Below are 25,720 nucleotides of genomic sequence, written 5' to 3'. Positions count from 1 at the left end.
GGCATGGCCCGCTCCTACAGCGGAAACGCCGTTCATACCGCGCGATGCGAGCGTGGAATCTTCACGAATTCCTGCGCGGCGCCTGCCCTCACCCTAACCCTCTCCCAGGGGGAGAGGGGACCGCCCGGTGCAGTGTGAGGCCATGGCGTCAGCCGGCACGGACAGCTCCCTCTCCCTCTGGGAGAGGGCGGGGGTGAGGGACAGCAGTGGCACGAACTTGCTCAGGGCACCATCGCCATGCCGACGCCAAAGCGGTTCCACGCATTGATGGTGGCAATCGCCAGAGTCAGGTTGACGATCTCGGCTTCGCTGAACTGCTCGCGCAGGGCGTCGAACTGGTCCTGCGGGGCGTGTTTTTCCGGCAGGCGGGTGAGGCTTTCCACCCAGGCCAGCGCGGCGCGCTCGCGTTCGGTGAAGAAGCGGGTTTCCTCCCAGACGCTCAGGGTCTGCAGCCGTGCCTCGGTCTCGCCGGCCTTGCGCGCGTCATTGGCGTGCATGTTCACGCAGTAGGCGCAGCCATTGATCTGCGAGGCGCGCAGGCGCACCAGCTCCAGCAGCGAGGTTTCCAGCCCGGACTTGGCCAGGGCCTGCTCCAGGCCGAGCATGGCCTTGTAGGCGTCAGGGGCGGCCTTGGGCCATTCGATTCGTGCGCTCATGGCGATCTCCAGTGGGGCCCGCGCTAGTGCGGGAATGGAGCTAAGTTACCCCTCGCGCCGCTACCTTCGAATAGCCAATTCCCGACAATAGCGGCAGACCAATGGCGGCCATTCAACGGTCATGGCCGACCGCCGTTCTAGTACCAAGGGAGTAGGCGGGAGCATCCAAAGCAGGATTCGGCCGCCGGCCGCGCGTTCTTACCATCTCATCACAGGCGTCGTTCCGGGCGCCGTGCCTTGCCAAGCATCTCGATGAGAGGATGAAGTGATGAACAACAAGAACGTGCTGTGTGGCCTGCTGTTAGTGGCCGGCCTGGGTGTTTCGGGTCTGGCCCTGTCCCACGGCAATGTGACGCCCCAGGCAGTGGATACCACGGGGCTGGAACCGCTGGGCAAGGAATGGCGCGACACCAACCCCTACCGCGAGCCCTATGCCAACCACGCCAAGGCGGTGGAGATCGGCGCCTCGGCGTACAACCAGAACTGTGCGCGCTGCCACGGCCTGGAGGCCAAATCCGGCGGCATCGCCCCCGACCTGCGCATGCTCGACGTCGGCGCCGAAGGGGATGAGTGGTTCAAGGAGCGGGTGATCAACGGCGCGGTGCGCGACGGCGCCGTGTACATGCCGAAGATGGCCGACTACATCAGCCAGGAAGGCCTCTGGGCGATCCGCACCTACCTGGACAGCGTGCACGTGGAAGAGTGACCGCCATGCGCCTGCCCACTCTGCTGATCGACGCACTCCTGAGCCTGGCCCTGTGCCTGCTGCTGGGGCAGGCGCAGGCCGGGGTTCGCCCCTACGAGGACATGGTCACCAGCGGCGTGCTGCGGGTGGCCGTGTACGAGAACTTCCCGCCCTACAGCTTCATGCAGGGCGGGCAGCCGCGCGGAGTCGACATCGACCTCGCCCAGCGCCTGGCCAGCGGCCTTGGCCTGCGCGCGGAGTTCCTCTGGGTCACGCCTGGCGAGCGCCTGGATGACGACCTTCGCAACTTCATCTGGAAGGGCCACTACCTGCGCCCCGGCGTGGTCGCCGACGTGATGTTGCGTGTGCCCTACGACCGCCAGTACGCCAACCGGCGCAACGATGTCGGCGAGTTCGCCAACGAACAGGTGGTGATGTTCGGTCCCTACCAGCGCGAGCGCTGGCAGGTGGTCAGCGACGACCGCCGGCTGTCCGAGGTGGATACCATCGCCGCTTTCCGCGAACACCCCATCGGTGTCGAGCTGGACAGCGTGCCGTCCTTCTACCTGACCTCGGTGCTGGGCGGCCAGCTCAGCCGCATGACCGTGCACTTCCCCAGTACCCAGGCGGCCTTCGACGGCATGCGCGCGGGCAAGGTGGATGCGGTGATGGCCCTGCGCGGCGAACTGGACTGGATGCGCGCGCAGGCCGCCGACGAGCACCTGAAGAACGCCGAAAACACCTATCCCAACCTCGGTCAGCCCGAGTGGGACATCGGTATGGCCGTGCATGAAAGCAACCGCCAGCTCTCCAACGCCCTGGACGGCGAGCTGGAGGAGCTGGTGCGCAGCGGCGAGATGGAAAAGCTCTACGCGGCCTACGGCGTGCGTTACGAACTGCCGGGGCTCTACCAGGACGTGCAGTGAGGGAGACATGATGCACAGGCGCGAACTGCTGCTCGGGATCTGCGCGCTGCCGCTGCTGGTGGCAGCGGTGGAGGGAGACCCGATGCCCTCGGTGATGTGGGAGTACCACCACAAGCGCCTGCTCGATGGCGAACCCTACGTCTTCGATGAGCGGGTGAAACTGGGCGTGCCGCCGTTCGCCGAGGACGCCCGCCAGGTCCCGGTAGAAGTGGACGCCCGCGCCTTGCCGGGGCGCTTCGACCGGCTGCTGCTGTGGGCCGAGCTGAACCCGATTCCCCATGTGCTGACGCTCTATCCGGGCGAGCATCTGGAGCCGTTGCTCGCGGTGCGCATCCGCATCGAGCAGGCCACGCCGATCCGCGCCGCGCTGCGGGACGAGAAGGGTGTCTGGCATGTCGGCTCGGCCTGGATCGATGCCGCCGGTGGCGGCTGCACCGCGCCCAGCGTGGTGCGTGCGCAGCCGGGCTGGGAAGACCGCCTCGGCCAGGTGCACGGTGAGTCCTTCGCCAGGGGCGAATACAGCCGGGTGCGCCTGTCGGTCTCGCACCCGATGGACAACGGGCTGGTCGGTGGCATCCCCGAGTTCTATCTGGATCACGCCGAGCTGCGCGGGCCGGACGGGCAAGTCTTCGCCCGCCTGGACCTGTTCCCGGCGGTGAGCGAGAACCCCACCTTCACTTTCGAGGTGCGCGGCCATCCGCACACACAGCTCTGGCTGCACGACAACAACGGCAACGAATTCCAGGCCGCTCTGCGCTGACGCCGCACCGAGTTGCCGCCGCCCTGTGCTGACGAGGTGCCCATGCGTTTCCTCCTGATCGCCCTGGCCTGCCTGTGCCTGCCGGCACTTGCCGACCTGCAGTACCACCTCGAACCCCGGCGGATCGCCGAAGGCACCTGGCTGGTGGAAGGCAGTACCGACAACTTCGCCAAGGACAACGGTGGTGCCATTGTCAACGTCGCCTTCATCGACACTGGCGACGGCGTACTGGTGATCGATACCGGCCCGTCGAAACGCTACGGCGAAGCCCTGCGTGCGCTGATCCAGCAAACCACCGGCAAGCCGGTGAGGCGCGTGCTGCTTACCCATCACCACCCCGACCACGTGCTGGGCAACCAGGCCTTCATCGATGTGCCCATCGGTGCGCTGGCCGGCACCGACAAGCTGCTGAAAGAGCAGGGCAACGCCATGGCGGAGAACATGTACCGCCTGCTCGGCGACTGGATGCGCGGCACGGAAGTGGTGCTGCCCACCGAGGCCGTGGAGCCGGGCATCCTGCAGATGGGCAGTCACCGGTTTCGGCTGGTCGGCCTGCGCGGGCATACCGGCGCGGACCTGGCGATACTCGACGAGACCACCGGCGTGCTGTTCGCCGGGGACATCGTGTTCTACCAGCGTGCGCTGACCACGCCGAACAGTCCGGGCCTGGACGTGTGGCTGGGCGATATCGACACGCTGCAGAAATTGCCCTGGAAACTTATTGTCCCCGGCCACGGCCCCATCGCCACCGACGCCGCGCCCTTTGCGCAGATGCGCGACTACCTCGGCTGGCTCGATGGCGTGATGCGCGATGGCATCGCCCAGGGCGCCGACATGAACGACCTCCTGCGCACGCCCATCCCCGAGCGCTTCGCCGGCGTCAGCCTGACGCGCTACGAGCTGATCCGCAGCGTCAGCCACCTCTACCCGCGTTACGAGCAGAAGGCCCTGCCGCGTGTCGACGAGCACTGACCGCGCTTTCGTACCCATACGCTCGCTGACAACTCCGCTGCGGGGCCGCCCGTTCCTACAGAAAATGCCCAGCTTTACGGAAACGTAGGAGCGGACTCCGTCCGCGATAGGTCCGCATCGCACCGGATGCCATCGCGGACAAAGTCTGCTCCTACGCACGCCCCTATTTCCGCGCCTTCGCGGCCCGGTATTGCTACCAAGGAACTAGGAAATTCGGCACTGCGTTCAATTGTTGGTGCGGCCCACGAAACCAAGAATCTGCGACAGACCGGGGAACTTTCCCGGGTACAACAACAATCGCAGAGGCGCACCGCCATGAGACAGCTTCAACCTTTCGCCCGCACCGTGCTGTTCACCGCCATCAGCCTGGCCTCCCTGGGCGCCCACGCCGGGGTGACCGACCAGGACATCAGCGATTCCGCCAAGCGTACCGACCAGGTCGTGGTCAACGGGATCAACCAGCAGGGCCAGCGCTTCAGCCCGCTCAATACCCTGAACAGCGACAACGTGAAAGAACTGCGGCCGGTCTGGGCGCTGTCCTTCGGTGGTGAGAAGCAGCGCGGCCAGCAGGCGCAACCGCTGATCAAGGACGGCGTGATGTACGTCACCGCCTCCTACTCGCGGGTGTTTGCCGCCGACGCACGCACCGGTCGCAAGCTCTGGCAGTACGACGCGCGTCTGCCCGACGGCATCATGCCCTGCTGCGACGTGATCAACCGTGGCGTGGCCCTGTACGGCGACCTGGTGATCTTCGGCACCCTCGACGCCAAGCTGGTCGCCCTGAACAAGGACACCGGCAAGGTGGTGTGGAAAAAGACCGTGGCGGACTACAAGGCCGGCTACTCCATCTCCGCCGCGCCGCTGATCGCCAAGGGCAAGCTGATCACCGGCGTGGCCGGTGGCGAGTTCGGCGTGGTCGGCAAGATCGAGGCCTACAACCCCACCAACGGCGAGCTGCTGTGGAGCCGTCCGACCGTGGAAGGCCACATGGGCTACGTCTACAAGGACGGCAAGGCGGTGGAGAACGGCATCTCCGGCGGCGAGGCGGGCAAGACCTGGCCGGGCGACCTGTGGAAGACCGGCGGCGCCGCGCCCTGGCTGGGCGGCTACTACGACCCGAGCACCGACTCGCTGTTCATCGGCACCGGCAACCCGTCGCCGTGGAATTCGCACCTGCGTCCGGGCGACAACCTGTTCTCCTCCTCGCGCCTGGCGCTGAACCCGGAAGACGGCTCGATCAAGTGGCACTTCCAGACTACCCCGCACGACGGTTGGGACTTCGACGGCGTCAACGAGCTGGTGTCCTTCGACTACAAGGACGGCGGCAAGACCGTGCAGGCCGCGGCGACCGCCGATCGCAACGGCTTCTTCTACGTTCTCGACCGCACCAACGGCAAGTTCATCCGTGGCTTCCCCTTCGTCGACAAGGTGACCTGGGCCAAGGGCCTGGACAAGGACGGCCGGCCGATCTATGACGACGCCCACCGTCCGGGGGCTCCGAGCGAGGGTGGTGAGAAGGGCACTTCGGTGTTCGTCGCGCCGTCCTTCCTGGGTGGCAAGAACTGGATGCCCATGGCCTACAGCCAGGACACCGGTCTGTTCTACGTCCCGTCCAACGAGTGGGGCATGGACATGTGGAACGAGAACATCGCCTACAAGAAAGGCGCGGCGTACCTCGGCGCGGGCTTTACCATCAAGCCGCTGAACGAGAAGTACATCGGCGTGCTGCGCGCCATCGATCCGAAGACCGGCAAGCAGGTCTGGCGCTACGAGAACTACGCGCCGCTGTGGGGCGGCGTGCTGGCGACCCACGGCAACCTGGTGTTCACCGGCAACCCCGAGGGCTACCTGATGGCCTTCGACGCCAAGACCGGCAAGAAGCTCTATCAGTTCAACACCGGTTCGGGCGTGATCGCTTCGCCTATCACCTGGGAGATGGACGGCGAGCAGTATGTGACCGTGCTTTCCGGCTGGGGCGGCGCGGTGCCCCTGTGGGGTGGCGAGGTGGCCAAGCGCATCAAGGACCTCGATCAGGGCGGGATGATCTGGACCTTCAAGCTGCCGAAGGATCTGGTAGCGAAGAAGTGATGGTTGTGTGATCGGGGAAAAGGGCCGGCCATTGAGCCGGCCCTTTGTTTTTGCGTTGGGGTCTGGGTGTTCCTGCGCCGCATCGGTGTAAGCGGAGATATTGGGTTTCGCCCCCTCGGGCGACCTACTTTGCCAAACGACGCAAAGTAGGCAAAGGTCTTGCCCCGGACATCCGGTTTTTCGCTTGGGGCGAAAAATTCCCTCGTTGAAGCGGAGTTTCAGGGGCCCGCTGCGAAGGGCCATCCCTGGCCCATCGCAGCTCTCGCGACATCCATGTCGCTCAACCCCTGAAACTCCGCTTCAACGAGGCCTCCTGAACGGGGCGTTCGGCGTGTGCGGATACTTCTCTGGAAGTCCTCAAAATCCAAAGCCAGGGGCGGGCGAGGCATTGGCTCTTTGTAGGAGCGAGCTTGCTCGCGAACCGGACGGCACGGTATTTCCCTGTAGGAGCGAGCTTGCTCGCGAACCACCCAGCACAGTAGGGCGCATAACGCGACAGCGTTATCCGCCGTGGTGGCGTCGGCGGATAACCCGTTCCGGGTTATCCGCCCTACAAACAGCCACGCCCACCGCATCTACTACCAAATGAGTAACCCACCACTCCCATGGGTGCATTCCGGGTCGGGAAGGGCGCTGCCTAAGATCGCTCCATGACCTGGCCGATGGAGGCCGGGAACCGACAGGAGAGCATCCCCATGATCTACGCCGCACCCGGAACCCCAGGCGCCGTCGTCACCCTCAAACCGCGCTATGGCAACTACATCGGCGGCGAGTTCGTCGCGCCGGTGCTGGGCCAGTACTTCAGCAACACCTCGCCGGTGAATGGCGAAGTCATCGCCGAGTTCCCGCGCTCCACCGCCGAAGACATCGAACGCGCCCTCGACGCTGCCCACGCCGTGGCCGGCAGCTGGGGCCGCACCTCGGTGCAGGACCGTGCGCTGATCCTGCTGAAGATTGCCGACCGCATCGAGCAGAACCTGGAGCAGCTCGCCGTCGCCGAGACCTGGGACAACGGCAAGGCCGTGCGCGAGACCCTCAACGCCGACGTGCCGCTGGCCGCCGACCACTTCCGCTACTACGCCGGCTGCATCCGCGCTCAGGAAGGCGGCGCCGCCGAGATCAACGAGAACACCGTCGCCTACCACATCCACGAACCGCTGGGCGTGGTCGGGCAGATCATCCCGTGGAACTTCCCGCTGCTGATGGCCGCGTGGAAGCTGGCCCCGGCCCTGGCCGCCGGCAACTGCGTGGTGCTCAAGCCGGCGGAGCAGACGCCGCTGTCGATCATGCTGCTGGCCGAGATCATCGGCGACCTGCTGCCGCCGGGCGTGCTGAACATCGTCCAGGGCTTCGGCAAGGAAGCAGGCCAGGCGCTGGCCACCAGCAAGCGCATCGCCAAGATCGCCTTCACCGGCTCTACCCCGGTCGGTTCGCATATCCTCCATTGCGCGGCGGAGAACATCATCCCGTCCACCGTGGAGCTGGGCGGCAAGAGCCCGAACATCTTCTTCGAAGACATCATGCAGGCCGAGCCGGCCTTCATCGAGAAGGCCGCCGAGGGCCTGGTGCTGGCCTTCTTCAACCAGGGCGAAGTGTGCACCTGCCCGTCGCGGGCGCTGGTACAGGAGTCGATCTTCGAGCCGTTCATGGTCGAGGTGATGAAGAAGATCAAGGCGATCAAGCGCGGCAACCCGCTGGACACCGACACCATGGTCGGCGCCCAGGCCTCGCAACAGCAGTACGAGAAGATCCTCTCCTACCTCGACATCGCCCAGGGCGAGGGCGCCGAGCTGCTCACCGGCGGTTCCAGCGAGCGCCTGGAGGGCGACCTGGCCAGCGGTTACTACATCCAGCCGACCCTGCTCAAAGGGCACAACGGCATGCGTGTGTTCCAGGAGGAAATCTTCGGGCCGGTGGTGGGCGTGACCACCTTCAAGGACGAAGCCGAAGCGCTGGCGATCGCCAACGACACCGAGTTCGGCCTGGGCGCCGGTGTGTGGACCCGCGACATCAACCGCGCCTGGCGCATGGGCCGGGGCATCCAGTCCGGCCGCGTGTGGACCAACTGCTACCACCTGTACCCGGCGCACGCTGCCTTCGGCGGTTACAAGAAATCCGGCGTCGGCCGCGAAACCCACAAGATGATGCTCGACCACTACCAGCAGACCAAGAACCTGCTGGTGAGCTACGACATCAACCCGCAGGGCTTCTTCTAAGGCGTTGCTGCCAGCCGGCGGGCCTTACCCCATCAGGTTCGCCGGCTCCCTTCTCTGGTGTACCGCCCGGCACTCCACCGGGTATCCCTTGTGTCGACGCGCCCGCTCGGGCGGCCGTCCGCTTCCGTGCCCACTTCCATGGGCGACGGCCTTCGTCGAACGCGGCTTCTGCCGCGTTTTCTTTTTCCTGGCTGGCATCGCGATTCGTCCCCGCGTAGGAGCGGACTCCGTCCGCGATTGGCCCCGCTTCGCGCCGGATACCCATCGCGGATGAATCCGCTCCTACAAGAGCGTTTTAGGCGTCCCGCGCCCGCAACACCTGCCGCTGTCCTGCGCAACACCTGTAGCGCCCGCAACATCCGCATCACATCCCGTGAGGAATGCCAGAGGCCAGGAAACACGGGGCCTTCAGCGTACTCCTGCAAGCCTGGCACAGCGGTTGCTCTGAGCCTTCCAAGCCGCGGCGAACGATCTGCGGCACCAACAAGAATCGGAGAACCTCCATGAGATCGATTGGCCTGCAAGTGCCTTCCGTTCGCCTGCAACCCACCCTGCGTCATTCCCTGCTGACCGCTTCGCTGCTGATGGCCGGTCTGTCCCCCAATCTCCAGGCTGCTGAAGTCCCGGCCAACGTCGATGGCAAGCGTATCGCCGCCGCCAACAGCGAGCCGGGCAACTGGATGTCCACCGGCCGCACCTACGACGAGCAACGCTTCAGCCCGCTGAAGAAGATCGATCAGAGCAACGTCGGCAACCTGGGCCTGGCCTGGAGCCACAAGCTGGACATCGACCGTGGCGTGGAAGCCACGCCGATCGTGGTCGATGGCGTGATGTACACCACCGGGCCGTTCTCCATCGTCTACGCGCTGGACGCCCGCACCGGTGAGCAACTGTGGAAGTACGACCCGCAGTCCGACCGCAGCCGCGCCGGCGAAGCCTGCTGCGACGCGGTGAACCGTGGCGTGGCGGTGTGGAAGGGCAAGGTCTACGTCGGCGTGCTCGATGGCCGTCTGGAGGCCATCGACGCCAAGACCGGCAAGCGCGTGTGGAGCGTCGATACCCGCAGCGACCCGACGCGCAGCATCACCATCACCGGCGCGCCGCGCATCGTGAAGGGCAAGGTCATCATCGGCAACGGCGGCGCCGAGTTCGGCGTGCGCGGCTACATCACCGCCTACGACGCTGAGACCGGCAAGCAGGACTGGCGCTTCTTCACCGTGCCCGGAGACCCGAAGGAAATGCCCAAGGGCAAGGGCATGGAGATCGCCGCCAAGACCTGGTTCGGCGACAACTACCACAAGCAGGGCGGTGGCGGCACGGTGTGGGACTCCATGTCCTACGACCCGGAGCTGAACCTGCTGTACATTGGCGTCGGCAACGGCTCCTCGTGGAACCCGCGCATCCGCAGCGAAGGCAAGGGCGACAACCTGTTCCTCTCGTCCATCGTGGCGATCAACCCCGACAACGGCGAGTACGTCTGGCACTACCAGACCACACCCGGCGACGCCTGGGACTACACCGCGACCCAGCACATCATGCTGGTGGACCTGGAGATCGACGGTAAACAGCGCAAAGTGCTGATGCAGGCGCCGAAGAACGGCTTCTTCTACGTTATCGACCGCGCGACCGGCGAGCTGCTCTCGGCGAAGAACTTCATCCCGATCAACTGGGCCACCGGCATCGACATGAAGACCGGCCGGCCGATCCGCAACGAGAAGGTCTCCGACTACTGGAAGGACCCGCAGAAGAAGGCTCGCCTGATCCAGCCGGCCTTCTGGGGCGCCCACGACTGGCAGCCCATGTCTTACAACCCCAACACGGGGCTGGTGTACATCCCCGCGCACATCATGTCGGCGATGTACCAGGACGTCGACGGCGCGCCGCCGCGCTCCAAGTTCAAGAGCATCTACCAGCTCGACGTCAACACCGGGATGATGCCCGAGGACCCCGAAGGCCTGCGCAAGATCGCCGACACCTGGACCGGCAAGCTGATCGCCTGGGACCCGGTGAAGCAGGAAAAGCGCTGGGAAGTTCCCTACAGCACCATCTTCAACGGCGGCACCCTGAGCACCGCCGGCAACCTGGTGTTCGAGGGCACCGCCGACGGCCGCGTGGTGGCCTATGCCGCCGAGAACGGCAAGAAGCTCTGGGAATCCCCGGCCAACACCGGCGTGATGGCCGCGCCGATCACCTATGAGGTGGATGGCGAGCAGTACGTGACCTTCATGGCCGGCTGGGGCGGCGCCTTCTCCACCTTCGCCGGTGCCCTGTCGCTGCGCGCCGGGGTCAAGCCCAACGCCCAGGTGCTGACCTACAAGCTGGGCGGCACCGCGAAGCTTCCGGACATCAACTACAAGTGGGCCGACCGCAAGCCCGAGCCGCCGGCGCTGACCGGCACCACCGCGCAGATCGACCAGGGCCGCGAGCTGTTCAACGGCAGCTGCTCGCAGTGCCATGGCATCAACGCCATCAGCGGCGGCGTGGTGCCCGACCTGCGCACCCTCAGTGCGGAAAACCACCAGCGCTTCCTCGGAATCATCTACGGCGGCCGCATCCCCGACGGCATGCCCTCGTTCCAGGGTCACCTCGACCTGCAGCAGGCCGAGGCCGTGCACCAGTACCTGATCAAGCGCGCCTACGACCTCAAGGAACAACTGGCCGGCGCGCAGAAGACCGCCGCCAAGTGACCGTCTAGAAGGAGACCAACCCCATGACTGACGTGACAACCTACCAGCACTACATCGACAACCGCTTCGTCGCCGGCGAGCCGTTGATCGAGGTACACAACCCGGCCAACGGCGAGCTGCTGGCGCGCATCCCCGAGGCCAGCGCGGCCCAGGTGGACAGCGCCATCGGCGCCGCCCGCGCGGCGCAGAAGGGCTGGGCGGCCAGGCCGGCCATCGAGCGCGCCGGTTACCTGCGCAAGATCGCCGAGAAGGTCCGTGCCAATGCCCCGCGCCTGGCGAAGATCATCACCGCCGAGCAGGGCAAGGTGCCGGCGCTGGCGGAAGTGGAAGTGAACTTCACCGCCGACTACCTCGACTACATGGCCGAGTGGGCGCGCCGCCTGGAAGGCGAAGTGCTGACCAGCGACCGCGCCGGCGAGCACATCTTCCTGCTGCGCAAGCCGCTGGGCGTGGTGGCGGGCATCCTGCCGTGGAACTTCCCGTTCTTCCTCATCGCCCGGAAGATGGCGCCGGCGCTACTGACCGGCAATACCATCGTCGTCAAGCCCAGCGAAGAAACCCCGATCAACTGCTTCGAGTTCGCCCGTCTGGTGGCGGAGACCGACCTGCCCACCGGCGTCTTCAACGTCGTCGGCGGCACCGGGGCCAGCGCCGGCAGTGCGCTGACCAGCCACGCCGGGGTGGACCTGATCAGCTTCACCGGCAGCGTTGCCACCGGCTCGCGGATCATGGCGGCGGCCGCGCCGAATATCACCAAGCTGAACCTGGAGCTGGGCGGCAAGGCGCCGGCCATCGTCCTCGCCGACGCCGACCTGGAGCTGGCGGTGAACGCCATCAAGGCCTCGCGGGTGATCAACACCGGGCAGGTGTGCAACTGCGCCGAGCGCGTCTACGTGCAGCGCCAGGTGGCCGACCAGTTCATCGAGAAGATCGCCGCCGCCATGGCCGCCACCCGCTTCGGCGACCCGAACGTGCAGGCGGACCTCGACATGGGCCCACTGGTCAACCGCATCGGCCTGGACAAGGTCGCGCAGATGGTCCGCACGGCGACCGGGCAGGGCGCCCAGATCATTACCGGCGGCGCCGTGGCTGACCTCGGCAAGGGCTTCCACTACCAGCCCACCGTGCTCGCCGGCTGCAAGGGCGACATGGAGATCATGCGCAAGGAGATCTTCGGCCCGGTGCTGCCGATCCAGGTGGTGGACGACCTCGACGAAGCCATCGCCCTGGCCAACGACAGCGACTACGGTCTGACCTCGTCGATCTACACCCGCAACCTCAGCGCCGCGCTCAAGGCCAGCCGCGAGCTGGACTTCGGCGAAACCTACATCAACCGCGAGAACTTCGAGGCGATGCAGGGCTTCCACGCCGGTACCCGCAAGTCCGGCATCGGCGGCGCGGATGGCAAACATGGGTTGTACGAGTACACGCATACGCATGTGGTTTATGCGCAGGAGTGAGCCGGGCTAGTCCGTGTCTGGGCTTGGACCCTCTTCCTAACCCTCTCCCTGAAGGGAGAGGGGACTGGATCGGCGTGAAGCGCAGCGACGGCTTCCTCCTGATATCAATGTGTCAGGAAAGCACCATCGCCACGCTTCACTCGAATACTCCCTCTCCCTTCAAGGAGAGGGCGGGGGAGAGGGTGTCAGGGTGTGCACGGTGTTTCCTGGGAAACGGAATGCCGTATCACCGTTCTGCTTGGGCGGGCCTTCCTTGCCAGGTGAGGCTCGCTCCTTTTTCCCTGCGCCCGAAGCCGGTGATTCGCGGACGCAGGGAAAAGGGGAAGGATCAATACAGCGCGTTGGGCTGCACGATGCCGTGCTTCTTCATCTTCCGATACAGGGTCGACCGGGCAATGCCGAACTGCTGCGCCACCGCACTGATGTTCCACTGCTGCTCACGCAGCACCGCCAGCAGGTGGCGGGCTTCGTCGTCGTCCAGGCGGGCGGCGAGGCCGGTCGTGGTGGCCGTCGGCAGCGCTTCGGCAGTGGCGGCAGGAGCAGCCTGATGCAACTCCATCGGCAGGCAGTCCAGGTCTATGCGGCCGTCCTCGGCGAGGGCAGCGGCGTAGCGCAAGCAGTTCAGCAACTGGCGGATGTTGCCCGGCCACGGATGGCCGCGCAGCCGCTCGCGCACCGCGCCATCGAGGCGCAGGGCGCCGCCCAGGCCCGCCAGCAGGCTGTCGATCAGCGCTTCGCGGTCAGTGCGCTCGCGCAGTGCCGGCAACTGCAGGGTCATGCCGGCGAGGCGGTAGAACAGGTCCTCGCGGAAGCCCTTGGCACGGATCATCTCGGCGAGGTTCTGGTGGGTCGCGGAGACCACCTGCACGTCCAGTGCCACTGGCGCTTCGGCGCCCAGCGGGAGGATTTCGCGCTCAGCCAGCACGCGCAGCAGGCGCGTCTGCAGGTGCGCCGGCATGTCACCGATCTCGTCGAGGAACAGCGTGCCGCCGTTGGCCAGTTCCAGCTTGCCCTTCATGCCTTTCTTGCTGGCACCGGTAAAGCTGCCGCCGCGGTAGCCGAAGAGTTCGCTCTCGATCAGGCTTTCCGGGATCGCCGCGCAGTTCAGCGCAACGAAGGGCCCGGCGTGGCGCGCACTCGCCTGGTGAATGGCGCGGGCGAAGGCTTCCTTGCCGGTACCGGTCTCGCCGGTGACCAGGATGGAAATGCCCTTGTCGAGCACCTTGCGCAGCTTGCGCACGCCGTCCTGCAGGCGTGGGTCGGCGCCGGCGAGTCGGGTGAGGTCGGGATGCTCCGGGCTTTTCGAGGCAGCAGCGGCTGGCGCACCGCGGCGTGGCAGGCTGGCCGGCGTGCGCAGGCCGACATCGACCAGCGCGTGATCGGCCAGGGTGCGCAGGCGGATGCCCCGCGCGCCACCCTTGCTCAGGTCGAGCAACTGGTCGACGTCCGCCTCCAGCAGTTGCTCGATGCGGCTGCCCAGCAGCTCGCCGCGGCAGGCGGTGAAAGCGGCATGGTTGCCGCCGATCACCCGGCCCTGTTCGTCGAGGGCGATCAGTTGTTCGTTGGCCAGGTCCGACACCTCGTCGCGGGCCTTCACCGAGAGGGTCAGGCGGTCGCGGTAGCGCTGGCGGAAGCTGGCGTTTTCGATCAGCCGGGCGTACAGGATCACCAGCTGCAGGGTCAGGTACTGCGCGTCCTTGGGCCCGTCGTTGTACAGGCAGGTGGCGTTCAGGCAGCCGCGCAGGCGGTGCTGGGCGTCGAAGATCGGTGCCACCGAGCAGCTCAGGCGGAAGTTGCTCACCAGGAAGTGCTCCTGGCGGTGGATGGTCAGCGCCTCGCCAGCGGCCAGCGCGGTGCCGATGCCGTTGGTGCCGGCGATGGATTCGTCCCAGCGCGCGCCGACGATCAGCCCGGCCTGGGTGTAGCGGTCGCGCTCGCTGGGCAGGCGCGCATCGAGGGTGATGCCGCGCTCGTCGCTGAGCAGCACCGCGAAACCGGCCGGCAGCACGCGCCGGGCAAGGCCGGTGACACCCTGGCTGGCAATCGCCAGGTAGTCCTGGTGCAGGCCCTGGTGCTCGCGGATTTCCCCGGCGGTGAGGATGTGTTTTTCCGCCCGCGCGCGCGGGTCGAGATGGTGCTCCATCACGCTGCGGTACCAGGAGCGCGCGATGGCGCCCTCGGGCTGGATGTCACGCTCGCCGAAGTGATCGGCGATGAAGGCGGCAAGGTCGTTCGGGCAGTTTTCCAGGGATTGCGGGTGCATGGTCACTCCCGGCGGCCGTCAGTCGGACTGCGGCGCATTGTTTTTGTATGGGACCGGCTCCGTGTAGGACCGTTCCGAGGATTGGCTAGTCTAGACCGGTGGGTCACGGGCGACGAGAGCCCGAGCAAGGCCTGTGCCGAAATACGCCGCGCGGGGCGCCGAGCCCTGCGCCAGAGCGCTCGCCGCCAAAAGGTGCGGGCGCAACCGGGCAACGGCTGTCGCAGCGATGGGACAGTTGTAGCGGCGGGGTGCGACAGCTGTCGCGGGCCCGCTACCAAATCAGGGGGGAATCTCCTTCGAAAGTATCATTCGGAGTGTCCGACCCTGGTGTTTAACTCGACTTGCCGGGCTTGCCGGCGCCTTCCAACAAGAAAGAGGACAGACCCATGTGGACCAAGCCTAGCTTCACCGACCTGCGCCTTGGCTTCGAAGTGACCCTGTACTTCGCCAACCGCTGATCCACTCGGCCCCGGTCCGCCGGGGCCCCTGCCCACGGGGCACTGTCATGCACATCCGAATTCTCGGGTCGGCCGCCGGTGGCGGCTTTCCCCAGTGGAACTGCAATTGCCGCAACTGTCGTGGCGTCCGCGACGGCAGCGTGATCGCGCAGCCACGCACCCAATCGTCCATCGCGCTGTCCGACGACGGCGCCAACTGGATTCTCTGCAACGCCTCACCCGACATCCGCGCCCAGCTGGCGTCCTTTCCGGCGCTGCAGCCGGCCCGGCGCCTGCGGGATTCGGCGATTGCCGCCATCGTCCTGCTGGATAGCCAGATCGACCACACTACCGGTCTGCTGAGCCTGCGCGAGGGCTGCCCGCACGAGGTCTGGTGCACGGAAATGGTCCACCAGGACCTGTCCACCGGCTTCCCGCTGTTCCCCATGCTGTCGCACTGGAATGGCGGGTTGAAGCACCGGCTCATCGCGCTGGATGCCGAGCCCTTCAGCATCCCGGCCTGCCCGGGCCTGCGCCTCACCGCCATCGCCCTGCGCAGCAGTGCGCCGCCGTATTCGCCGCACCGGGGCAACCCGCATCCGGGCGACAACATCGGCCTGTTCATCGAAGACCTGTCCACCGGCGGCAAGCTGTTCTACGCACCGGGCCTGGGCCAGGTGGACAACGAGCTGCTGGCCTGGATGCGCCGCGCCGACTGCCTGCTGGTGGACGGCACGCTCTGGCGCGACGACGAAATGCGTGTCTGCGAGGTCGGCGACAAGCTCGGCAGCGAGATGGGCCACCTGGCGCAGAGCGGTCCCGGCGGCATGATCGAGGTGCTCGACGGCATCGACGGGCCGCGCAAGGTGCTCATTCACATCAACAACACCAATCCCATCCTCGACATCGCCTCGCCTGAACGCGCCGAACTGGACGCGCGTGGTATCGAGGTGGCGTTCGATGGCATGGGGATTTTCCTTTAATGGCTCTTTTCCCAGAAGGAGCGTCGCGATGACCCGCGAAGCCATGAGCCCCGCCGAGTTCGAGCAGGCACTGCGCGCCAAGGGCGCCTGCTACCACATCTTCCACCCGTACCATGTGGCCATGTACGAGGGCCGCGCCACCCGCGAGCAGATCCAGGGCTGGGTGGCCAACCGCTTCTACTACCAGGTGAACATCCCGCTCAAGGATGCAGCGATCCTCGCCAACTGCCCGGACCGCGACGTACGCCGCGAATGGCTGCAGCGCATCCTCGACCATGACGGCGCACCCGGCGAGGAGGGCGGCATCGAAGCCTGGCTGCGCCTGGCCGAATCCGTCGGGCTGGACCGTGAACAGGTGCTGTCCCAGGAGCTGGTGCTGCCCGGCGTGCGTTTCGCCGTGGACGCCTACGTCAACTTCGCCCGCCGCGCCAGCTGGCAGGAAGCCGCCAGCAGTTCTCTGACCGAGCTGTTCGCTCCGCAGATCCACCAGTCGCGCCTGGACAGCTGGCCGCAGCACTACCCGTGGATCGACGCCACCGGCTACGACTACTTCCGCAAGCGTCTGTCCCAGGCGCGCCGCGATGTCGAGCACGGCCTGCGCATCACCCTGGAGCACTACCGCACCCGCGAGGCCCAGGAGCGCATGCTGGAAATCCTGCAATTCAAGCTCGACGTGCTCTGGAGCATGCTCGACGCGATGAGCATGGCCTATGAACTGGAGCGGCCGCCGTACCACACGGTGACGAGCGAGCGCGTATGGCACAGGGGGTTGCTGTGATGAGTCTGCCTTCGCTGGACAGCATCCCGGCGCTGCGCCGGGGCTTCCGCCTGCAATTCGAACCGGCCCAGGGCTGCCATGTGCTGCTCTATCCCGAGGGGATGGTGAAGCTCAACGACAGTGCCGGGGCGATTCTCGGCCGGGTCGACGGGCAAGCCGACGTCGCCGGCATCATCGATGGTCTGCGTGCCGATTTCCCCGGCGTGCCGGGCATCGACGAAGACATCCTGGCATTCCTCGAGGTGGCCCATGCGCAATTCTGGATCGAGCTGCGCTGAAGCGCCGGTAGGCCCGCCACTCTGGCTGCTGGCCGAGCTGACCTACCGCTGCCCGCTGCAGTGCCCGTACTGCTCCAACCCGCTGGACTTCGCCAGGGGCAGCGAGGAGCTTTCCACCCAGCAATGGATCGAAGTGTTCCGCCAGGCCCGCGAGATGGGCGCGGCGCAGCTGGGCTTCTCCGGTGGCGAGCCGCTGGTGCGCCAGGATCTTGCCGAACTGATCGCGGCGGCGCGCGGGCTGGGCTTCTACACCAACCTGATCACCTCCGGCATCGGCCTCAACGAGAAGCGCCTGAAGGAGTTCGCCGACGCCGGTCTCGACCATATCCAGATCAGCTTCCAGGCCGCCGACGAGGAGGTGAACAACTTGCTCGCCGGCTCGCGCAAGGCCTTCGCCCAGAAGCTCGCCATGGCCCGCGCGGTGAAGGCCCACGGCTACCCGATGGTGCTGAACTTCGTCACCCACCGGCACAACATCGACAGCATCGACCGCATCATCGAGCTGTGCATCGAGCTGGAGGCGGACTTCGTCGAACTCGCCACCTGCCAGTTCTATGGCTGGGCCGAGCTGAACCGTGCCGGCCTGCTGCCGACCCGCGAGCAGCTGCAGCGCGCCGAGCGCATCACCGCCGAATACCGCGAGCGCCTGGCCGCCGAGGGCAACCCATGCAAGCTGATCTTCGTGGTGCCCGATTACTACGAGGAACGCCCCAAGGCCTGCATGGGCGGCTGGGGCAGCGTGTTCCTCGACGTCACCCCGGACGGCACCGCGCTGCCGTGCCACAGTGCGCGACAACTTCCGGTGAAGTTCCCCAACGTGCGCGAGCACAGCCTGCAGCACATCTGGTACGAGTCCTTCGGCTTCAACCGCTTCCGCGGCGACTCGTGGATGCCCGAGCCGTGCCGCTCCTGCGACGAGAAGGAGCGGGATTTCGGTGGCTGCCGCTGCCAGGCCTTCATGCTCACCGGCGATGCCGAGGCAACCGACCCGGTGTGCGCCAAGTCGGCCCACCACGGCATCATCCTTGACGCCCGTCGCGAGGCGGAAACCGCGGCCGCTCCGCTCAGCGCGCTGACCCTGCGCAATGAGCGGGCCTCGCAACTGATCTGCAAGGCCTGAGGATGCAGCACAGCGACTGGAGCGCCGAACGCGCGGTAGCCGCCGCCGGGGACTTTGCCGAGCTGCACGTGGCCCACGGCGGGCTGCTGTGGGCCGCCTTCGATCCTGCCAGCGCGCGCTGCCGGTTGTTCCTCCGTCGTGATGGGCAGAGCGTCGAGCTGACGCCGCCCGGAGCTTCGGTGCGCAGCCGCGTCTACGAATACGGTGGCGGCTCCTGCTGCGCCACCGCCGACGGCGTGGCCTGGGTGGAAGAGGGCGACCAGCAGGTTCACTGGCTGCGATTGGGCGGCGTGCCCAGGCCGCTCACCCACCGCGATGATTGCCGTTACGGCGACCTGCACTACGTGCCGGCGTGGAACGCGATACTCGCCGTGGAGGAGGAGAACGGCAGCGGCGGTGTGACTCACCGCATAGTCCGCCTCGACGCGGATGGCCGGCGCCGAGTGATCGCGTCGGGCGCGGACTTCTATGCGTCCCCGGTGGCGGACGGCAGTGCCGAACGCACCGCCTGGGTGGAATGGGATCGCCCGCACCAACCCTGGACGCGCACGCGGCTATGCGAGTCCTTCGCGGGTGAGCAGCGCTGCCTGGCCGGACAGACCCGCCATGAGTCCATCCAGCAGCCACGTTTCGCCGAGGACGGTCGCCTGCATTGGCTGAGCGATGGCGACGGCTACTGGCAGCCCTGCCACGAAGGCCACGGCACCTTGCCTTGCGTGGCGGCCGACCACGCCGGCGCGCCGTGGCAACTGGGTGGGCGTACCTTCCTGCCGCTGGCGGGCGGCAAGCTGCTGGCAACCCATTACGTGGATGGCTGCGGCCTGCTGGTGGTGTACGACGAGCGTGGCAGGCAGCACCGGCTCGCACCGGAGTACAGCCGTTTTCGCGCGCTGGCGGCGGATGAACGCCATTTCTATTGCATCGCCGCCGCGCCGGATCGACTGCCGACGCTGCTGGCGATCCGCCGGGTGGATGGCTCGACCCAGGTGCTGGCCGGTGGCGAGAAGCCGCTGCCCGAGGGCGAGCTGTCTCGTGGCGAGGCCTTCCGCTACCCGGTGGGCGGGGACGAGTGCGGGCATGGGTTCTTCTATCCGCCCCGCGCGGGCGACCCTGCGCCGCCGCTGGTGGTGTTCCTGCATGGCGGGCCGACGTCGGCCAGCTACCCGGTATTCGACGGGCGCATCCAGTTCTGGACGCGCCGTGGCTTCGCCGTCGCCGACATCAACTACCGCGGCAGCAGCGGCTATGGTCGTGCCTATCGCGAACGCCTGCACCTGGGCTGGGGACAGGTGGAAGTGGAGGACATCGGCGCGGCGCTGGACTTCCTTGCCAAGGCCGGGCGCATCGACCGCCAGCGGGTGTTCGTGCGGGGCGCCAGTGCCGGCGGCTACAGCGCGCTGATGGCGCTGGCACGGCTGCCGGGCTTGCGCGGCGGCGCCAGCCTCTATGGCGTCAGCGATCCGCAGGCGCTGGCGCGGGTCACCCACAAGTTCGAGGCGGACTACCTGGACTGGCTGATCGGCGACCCGCAACAGGACGCCGAGCGCTACCGCGAACGCACGCCGGTGCTGCAGGCGGATCATATCCACGCGCCGATGATCTTCTTCCAGGGAGAGTTGGATGCGGTGGTGGTGCCGGCGCAGACCGACGCCATGGTCGACAGCCTGCGCCAGCGCGGCGTGCCGGTGGAAGTGCACCGCTACGCCGGGGAGCGCCATGGCTTCCGCCAGGCCGCCAACCTGGCCCACGCGCTGGAGGCCGAATGGCGTTTCTATCAGGTGCTTCTGGCGGACTGATATCCGTCAGAACCGACTGTCAGAACCGTCTGCCAAGGTCGCATTGCAATACCTGACGGATGCAGTAGGCTGCCGGAAATATCCCATAACAATAACGACAGAGCCCCCGATGTCCCACGAGCTCAGCCAGCTGCGCAAGTTCGTCTCGCCAGAGATCATTTTCGGTGCCGGATGCCGGCACAATGTCGCCAATTACGTGAAAACCTTCGGCGCCCGCAAGGTGCTGGTCGTGTCGGACCCCGGTGTAGTCGCCGCCGGCTGGGTCTCCGATATCGAGGCCAGCCTGGCCGCCCAGAACATTCTTTTCTGCCGTTACACCGAGGTGTCGCCCAACCCGCGCGTGGAAGAAGTCATGCGCGGCGCCGACGTCTACCGCAGCGAAGGCTGCAACGTGATAGTCGCGGTCGGCGGCGGCAGCCCGATGGACTGCGCCAAGGGCATCGGCATCGTCGTCGCCCACGGCCGCAACATCCTCGAGTTCGAGGGCGTGGACACCCTGCGCGTGCCCAGCCCGCCGCTGATCCTGATCCCCACCACCGCCGGTACCTCGGCGGACGTCTCGCAGTTCGTGATCATCTCCAACCAGGACGAGCGGATGAAGTTCTCCATCGTCAGCAAGGCGGTGGTGCCCGATGTGTCGCTGATCGACCCGGAAACCACCCTGACCATGGACCCGTTCCTCTCCGCCTGCACCGGCATCGATGCGCTGGTGCACGCCATCGAGGCATTCGTTTCGACCGGCCACGGCCCGCTCACCGACCCCCACGCGCTGGAAGCCATGCGGCTGATCAACGGCAACCTGGTGCAGATGATCGCCAACCCGGCGGACATCGCCCTGCGCGAGAAGATCATGCTGGGCAGCATGCAGGCGGGGCTGGCGTTCTCCAACGCGATCCTTGGCGCGGTGCACGCCATGTCCCACAGCCTGGGCGGCTACCTCGACCTGCCGCACGGGTTGTGCAATGCCGTGCTGGTGGAGCACGTGGTGGCCTTCAACTACAGCGCCGCGCCCGAGCGCTTCAAGGTGATTGCCGAGACCTTCGGCATCGACTGCCGTGGCCTGAACCATGCGCAGATCCGCCAGCGCCTGGTGGAGCACCTGATCGCCCTGAAGAACGCCGTGGGTTTCCACGAAAGCCTTGGCCTGCATGGCGTGGGCAGCTCCGACATTCCCTTCCTCTCGCGCCACGCGATGCAGGATCCGTGCATCCTCACCAACCCTCGCGAGTCCAGCCTGCGCGATGTCGAGGTGGTGTATGGCGAGGCCCTCTGACGAGCAGCAGCAACAGGCCCTGGCCGGGCTGCTGGGCCTGGGCAGCCATTCCGCGCGCAAGAGCCACTACCCCGAGCTGGTGGCGCGGCTGGACGAGCTGGAAGCGGAGCGCAACCGCTACAAATGGCTGTTCGAACACGCCGTCCACGGCATCTTCCAGGCCAGCCTGAGCCAGGGCTTGCGCGCCGCCAACCCGGCGCTGGCGCGGATGCTCGGCTATGACGACCCGCAGCAGGTGCTGTGGAACCTGCAGGACATGGCCAGCCAGCTGTTCGTCGGCGGCGAGGCGGAGATGCGCCGCATCCGCGCGCTGCTGCGCGAGCGGGACGGCCTGTTCGGCTACGAGACGCGCCTGCGCCGCCGCGATGGCAGCCATGTGATCGTCCTGATGAACCTGCTGATAAAGCCGGATGAAGAAGGCCTGGTGGAAGGCTTCGTCGCCGACATCACCGAGCGCGTCCAGGCCCAGCAGCGCCTGCAGAGCCTGAACGAAGAGCTGGAGCAACGCGTCGCCGAGCGCACCCGCGAGCTGGAGGGGCTGAACCAGCAACTGCGCGAGGCTCGCGACGCCGCCGAGGCCGCCAACAACAGCAAGGACAAGTACCTGGCCGCCGCCAGCCACGACCTGCTGCAACCGCTGAATGCCGCGCGCCTGCTGGTTTCCACCCTGCGCGAACGCAAGTTGCCGAACGCCGAACAGGTGCTGGTGGAGCGCACGCACCAGGCGCTGGAAGGCGCCGAGGACCTGCTCACCGACCTGCTGGAAATCGCCCGCCTGGACCAGAGTACGATCCGCCCGGACCTGGATGTCTATCCGCTGGACGAACTGCTCGGCCCGCTGGTCTCGGAGTTCGACGAAGTGGCGCGCGCCGCCGGGCTGCGCCTGCGCTCACGGATTCCCGCGCTGGCGGTGCGCACCGATCATCGTCTGCTGTCGCGCATCCTGCGCAACTTCCTCAGCAACGCCTGCCGCTACACCGAGCGCGGCAGCGTGATGCTCGCCGCGCGCCGGCGCGGGGATAGCGTCAGGCTGGAAGTCTGGGACACCGGACGGGGGATTCCGGCGGACCAGCTGCAAGCCATCTTCCTTGAATTCAACCAGCTCGACGCCGGGCGCACGGCCAACCGCCGCGGTGTCGGGCTGGGCCTGGCGATCGTCGACCGCATCGCCGGTATCCTCGGTTGCCGGGTGCAGGTGCGCTCGGTGCCGGGGCGTGGGTCGGTGTTCTCCCTCGAAGTGCCGCTGGTGCGCGATCTGCCGCAACCGGGGCTGGTGGAGAGCGGCCCGCGCCCGGTGACCGGCGACCCGCTGCCGGGCCGGCGCCTGCTGGTGATCGACAACGAAGAGGCGATCCTCGCCAGCATGGCGGCGCTGCTCGGACAGTGGGGCTGCGAGGTACTGGTAGCGACCAGCTACGAGGAAGCGCTGCAGGCGCTGGATGGCAAGGCGCCGGAGGTGATCCTGGCCGACTACCACCTTGACCATGGCCGCACCGGCTGCGAGGCGGTGCGTGGGCTGCGCGAGTATTTCCGCTGCGAGCTGCCGGCGCTGATGATCACCGCCGACCGCAGCGATGATTGCCGTCGTGCGTTGCAGCGGCTGGGGATGCCGCTGCTGAACAAGCCGGTGAAGCCGGGCAAGCTGCGCGCGACACTGAGCGTGCTGCTAACTCATTGAAGCCCTTCAGCCGTCCTTGCGCCGGAGCATGCCGTTGACCTTGTCACGGAGAGCGTCGATGGAGAAGGGCTTGGCGATCATCGACATGCGCGTGGCCAGTTCGCTGCCATCGATATGCACGATCTCGGCGTAGCCGGTGGCGAACAGGATCGGCAGCTCCGGCCGCGCCTCGCGCGCGGCCACTGCCAGTTCCTCGCCGTTCATGCCCGGCAGGCCGACATCGGTGAGCAGCAGGTGGATGGTGGTATCTCCCTGCAGGATCGACAGCGCCTCTTCGGCGTCCTCGGCCTGCAGCACCTGGTAGCCAATCTCCTCCAGCACTTCCACGGTGAGCATGCGCACCAGGTCGTTGTCCTCGACGACCAGGACGCACAGCTGCTCGTTGGCCGGTTCATTGGGGGGCGTAGGGGCGTCGGGAATGCTGACCACTGAGGTGCCTCTCGGGAAATAGAGTGTGACGCAGGTGCCCTGGCCGGGCTCGCTGCGCAGGCGGATGTGCCCGCCGGATTGTTTGATGAAGCCGTAGACCATCGACAGGCCCAACCCGCTGTTGGGGCCGATGCCCTTGGTGGTGAAGAAGGGGTCGAAGACGTGGGTCAGGGTCGCCTGGCTCATGCCCTGGCCGCTGTCCTGCAGGGAGAGGGCGAGGTAGTCACCGGCCGGCAGGTCATGCTCGCCGCTGACGATCTCCTGGCGCCGCAGGCTGATCTCCAGGCTGCCACCGCCGGGCATGGCGTCGCGGGCGTTCTCCACCAGGTGGAGCATGGCCTTGTGCAACTGGTCGCGATCGGTCAGGACGCTCTGCGTGTCATCCAGGGTGAGCGCCAGTGTGACGTCCGGGCCGGCGCGTTCGACCAGTTCGTCGTGCCAGTTGCGCAGTTGCTGGCCGAGGTTCACCGGGTGCATGGCCAGCGCCTGACGACGGGCAAAAGCCAGCAGGTTGTGGGTCAGCTCGGCGGCGCGCTCGGTGGCCTGGGTGGCGGCATGGAGGATGTGGCTGAGCTCCGGCTGGGTGTTGGCTGGCGCGCGGCGGGTGATCAGGTCGAGGCTGAAGCGAATGCTCGCCAGCAGGTTGTTGAAGTCATGGGCGATGCCACCGGTGAGCTGGCCGACAGCCTCCATGCGCTGGGCGTTGAGCAGGGCGGTCTGCGCCTGCTCCAGCAGTAGCGCGCCACGCTTCTGTTCGGTGATGTCGCGGCCGCAACCATAGATGACGCCGTTTTCCTCGGTGGCGTGCCAGGAAATCCAGCGATAGCTGCCATCGGCGTGGCGCAGGCGGTTCTCGAAGTGCTGCAGGCGCTCACCACGGGCGAGGGTGGAACGGATGGCGATGCTCGGCGCGAGGTCGTCAGGGTGTACCAGCTCTTCGCTGTTGCGGCCGGTGAGCTGCTCCTCGCTCCAGCCCAGCAGGCTGCCCCAGGCCGGGTTGACGTTGAGCAGCACGCCCTGGTGATCGAGCACGCAGAGCAGGTCCTGGCTCACCGTCCACACGCGGTCGCGCTCGCGGGTGCGCTGGCGGGCTTCTTCCTGTACGGCGACCTTCAGCCTGCGCTCTTCCGTACGCTGGCTGGCGGCGGACAGGGCATGGCCGAGCAGGGCGGCCAGTTCGTTGAAGAAGGTCGCGTAGTTCTCGTCCAGGCGCCGCCGCGGGCTGATGCCGAATACCGCCAGGCTGTCGGCGTGGCCATCCAGTGGGGTGGCGTAGGTGCTGTCGAGCACTTCCGGCCAGGGCGCGAAGGCGCGCATGTGCTGGCTGCCCAGGGGGGACTGGTGGGCTTCCTTGATGCCGCCGAACAGGTGCAGAGGGTCGTCGTCCAGCGTCAGTTGCGCGGGGGCGAAGTGATCGTTGGTGTCGGTGCCGCAGGCGCCGAGCAGGGTGCCGGCATGGTAGAGCAGGCAGAAAGGCACATCGTGGCTGGCTTCGGCAAGCAGGGCGAAAGCCAGGGCGCAGATCTGTGCGCTGTCGTCGGCCTGCCCGAGGCGCTCCGCCAAACGCGTCAGCAGGCGCTGGCGGCGTTGCTCGATGACGTTGCCGGTGGTCTCCACGGCGGTATTGAACAGGCCGATAGGCTTGCCGTCCTGGCCGAAGATCGGGCTGACGTTATAGGTGAAGTAGGCTTCCTCGACGTAGCCGAAACGCACCATGGGCAGCAGGCGGTCTTCCTCGTGGGCGGCCACGCCGGTCTGCAGGATGCCGTTGTACATGGGGTCGAGGATCGACCAGATGTCCGACCAGGCGACGTGCGCGGGCTGGCCCAGGCAGGCGGGATGCTTGTCGCCGGGGATTGCGCTCCAGGCGTCGTTGTACAGCAGGATGAACTCCGGACCCCAGTAGATGCACACCGGCAGGCGCGAGTTCAGGCCGACTTCGAGGATGCCCTTGAGCGTGGCCGGCCATTGGTCCATCGGGCCGAGCGGCGTGGTCGCCCAGTCGTACTGGCGGATCAGCGGTGCCATGGCGCTACTGCTGTTGAGGAAGTCGCCCTGGCCCTGCACTGGTGAAATAGGGGTTTCCCCCGGGGAGCTTGGCATCGAGCAAACCCTGCGACCGATTGATCTTCTGTTCCTTGTCGGACGTTGGAAAGGCGCACCGGGAGATAATTCCACTTTTCTCCAGGCTTATTCCGCAAAAAGTTCGAACGTCCCGCAGGAGTGGCTGTCAAT

Annotated in this window: 19 protein-coding genes; 16 read left to right on the top strand and 3 right to left on the bottom strand. The window is 66.7% G+C overall.

Annotated features, from left to right (window positions below):
* Window positions 1–221: 221 nt before the first annotated feature.
* The gene (locus IB256_RS29060) at window positions 222–656 is read right to left on the bottom strand and encodes a carboxymuconolactone decarboxylase family protein (protein ID WP_088421446.1); all 435 of its coding nucleotides are present in this window, start codon (window positions 654–656) and stop codon (window positions 222–224) included.
* A 268-nt stretch (window positions 657–924) separates the two neighbouring features.
* Here IB256_RS29060 and pedF point away from each other — a divergent pair, with 268 nt between their 5' ends.
* From pedF to aldA, 8 genes are all read left to right on the top strand, one after another.
* A complete protein-coding gene (gene pedF / locus IB256_RS29055) occupies window positions 925–1,362 on the top strand; it encodes a cytochrome c-550 PedF (protein ID WP_192296063.1) in 438 nt (145 codons plus the stop codon).
* 5 nt (window positions 1,363–1,367) lie between these two features.
* Window positions 1,368–2,267, top strand: coding sequence for a substrate-binding periplasmic protein (locus tag IB256_RS29050; protein WP_192296062.1), 900 nt, complete (start codon window positions 1,368–1,370; stop codon window positions 2,265–2,267).
* A 7-nt stretch (window positions 2,268–2,274) separates the two neighbouring features.
* Window positions 2,275–3,027 carry a quinoprotein dehydrogenase-associated SoxYZ-like carrier gene (locus tag IB256_RS29045; RefSeq protein WP_405308368.1) on the top strand — a complete coding sequence of 251 codons (753 nt, stop codon included), beginning with the start codon at window positions 2,275–2,277 and terminating at the stop codon, window positions 3,025–3,027.
* A 42-nt stretch (window positions 3,028–3,069) separates the two neighbouring features.
* Window positions 3,070–3,999, top strand: a complete 930-nt coding sequence (locus IB256_RS29040; protein WP_192404862.1) for a quinoprotein relay system zinc metallohydrolase 1 — start codon at window positions 3,070–3,072, stop codon at window positions 3,997–3,999.
* 315 nt (window positions 4,000–4,314) lie between these two features.
* Window positions 4,315–6,087 (top strand): methanol/ethanol family PQQ-dependent dehydrogenase, encoded by a 1,773-nt coding sequence (locus tag IB256_RS29035; RefSeq protein ID WP_192404861.1) that lies wholly within the window; start codon window positions 4,315–4,317, stop codon window positions 6,085–6,087.
* 695 nt (window positions 6,088–6,782) lie between these two features.
* Window positions 6,783–8,303 (top strand): aldehyde dehydrogenase family protein, encoded by a 1,521-nt coding sequence (locus IB256_RS29030; protein ID WP_192404860.1) that lies wholly within the window; start codon window positions 6,783–6,785, stop codon window positions 8,301–8,303.
* Window positions 8,304–8,806: 503 nt separating this feature from the next.
* On the top strand, window positions 8,807–10,990 hold the full coding sequence (locus IB256_RS29025) for a PQQ-dependent dehydrogenase, methanol/ethanol family (protein WP_192296059.1): 2,184 nt from the start codon (window positions 8,807–8,809) through the stop codon (window positions 10,988–10,990).
* Between the two features lie 23 nt (window positions 10,991–11,013).
* Window positions 11,014–12,450, top strand: coding sequence for an aldehyde dehydrogenase (gene aldA, locus IB256_RS29020; protein ID WP_151186978.1), 1,437 nt, complete (start codon window positions 11,014–11,016; stop codon window positions 12,448–12,450).
* A gap of 328 nt (window positions 12,451–12,778) precedes the next feature.
* Here aldA and IB256_RS29015 read toward each other — a convergent pair whose 3' ends face one another.
* Entirely contained in the window at window positions 12,779–14,713 is a 1,935-nt protein-coding gene (locus IB256_RS29015; protein ID WP_192404859.1) for a sigma-54-dependent Fis family transcriptional regulator, read from the bottom strand.
* Between the two features lie 386 nt (window positions 14,714–15,099).
* Here IB256_RS29015 and pqqA point away from each other — a divergent pair, with 386 nt between their 5' ends.
* The 8 genes from pqqA (at window position 15,100) to IB256_RS28975 (ending at window position 23,056) form a co-directional block, all read left to right on the top strand.
* Window positions 15,100–15,171, top strand: a complete 72-nt coding sequence (gene pqqA / locus IB256_RS29010; protein WP_003106462.1) for a pyrroloquinoline quinone precursor peptide PqqA — start codon at window positions 15,100–15,102, stop codon at window positions 15,169–15,171.
* Window positions 15,172–15,218: 47 nt separating this feature from the next.
* Window positions 15,219–16,133 (top strand): pyrroloquinoline quinone biosynthesis protein PqqB, encoded by a 915-nt coding sequence (pqqB, locus tag IB256_RS29005; protein ID WP_192296057.1) that lies wholly within the window; start codon window positions 15,219–15,221, stop codon window positions 16,131–16,133.
* 28 nt (window positions 16,134–16,161) lie between these two features.
* A complete protein-coding gene (gene pqqC / locus IB256_RS29000; RefSeq protein WP_192296056.1) occupies window positions 16,162–16,911 on the top strand; it encodes a pyrroloquinoline-quinone synthase PqqC in 750 nt (249 codons plus the stop codon).
* Window positions 16,911–17,189 carry a pyrroloquinoline quinone biosynthesis peptide chaperone PqqD gene (gene pqqD, locus IB256_RS28995; protein ID WP_024762490.1) on the top strand — a complete coding sequence of 93 codons (279 nt, stop codon included), beginning with the start codon at window positions 16,911–16,913 and terminating at the stop codon, window positions 17,187–17,189. The genes pqqC and pqqD overlap by 1 nt, the downstream gene beginning before the upstream one ends.
* Window positions 17,161–18,309, top strand: a complete 1,149-nt coding sequence (gene pqqE / locus IB256_RS28990; RefSeq protein WP_192296055.1) for a pyrroloquinoline quinone biosynthesis protein PqqE — start codon at window positions 17,161–17,163, stop codon at window positions 18,307–18,309. Before pqqD ends, pqqE begins: the two co-directional genes overlap by 29 nt.
* A gap of 2 nt (window positions 18,310–18,311) precedes the next feature.
* A complete protein-coding gene (locus IB256_RS28985) occupies window positions 18,312–20,105 on the top strand; it encodes an alpha/beta hydrolase family protein (protein WP_192404858.1) in 1,794 nt (597 codons plus the stop codon).
* A 109-nt stretch (window positions 20,106–20,214) separates the two neighbouring features.
* On the top strand, window positions 20,215–21,378 hold the full coding sequence (ercA, locus tag IB256_RS28980; protein ID WP_192296053.1) for an alcohol dehydrogenase-like regulatory protein ErcA: 1,164 nt from the start codon (window positions 20,215–20,217) through the stop codon (window positions 21,376–21,378).
* Window positions 21,362–23,056, top strand: coding sequence for a NahK/ErcS family hybrid sensor histidine kinase/response regulator (locus tag IB256_RS28975; RefSeq protein ID WP_192296052.1), 1,695 nt, complete (start codon window positions 21,362–21,364; stop codon window positions 23,054–23,056). The genes ercA and IB256_RS28975 overlap by 17 nt, the downstream gene beginning before the upstream one ends.
* Before the next feature lie 6 nt (window positions 23,057–23,062).
* On the opposite strand, the gene IB256_RS28970 is transcribed toward IB256_RS28975, so the two are convergent.
* Complete coding sequence (locus IB256_RS28970; RefSeq protein WP_192296051.1) at window positions 23,063–25,588, bottom strand: PAS domain-containing sensor histidine kinase; 2,526 nt, start codon at window positions 25,586–25,588, stop codon at window positions 23,063–23,065.
* Window positions 25,589–25,720 lie beyond the last annotated feature (132 nt).

The sequence above is a fragment of the Pseudomonas sp. PDM17 genome (assembly GCF_014851985.1).
In the GTDB taxonomy this organism is placed as follows: domain Bacteria; phylum Pseudomonadota; class Gammaproteobacteria; order Pseudomonadales; family Pseudomonadaceae; genus Pseudomonas.
Note: the sequence above shows the minus strand (reverse complement) of the source record. Positions and strands in the feature narration are given on the sequence as shown.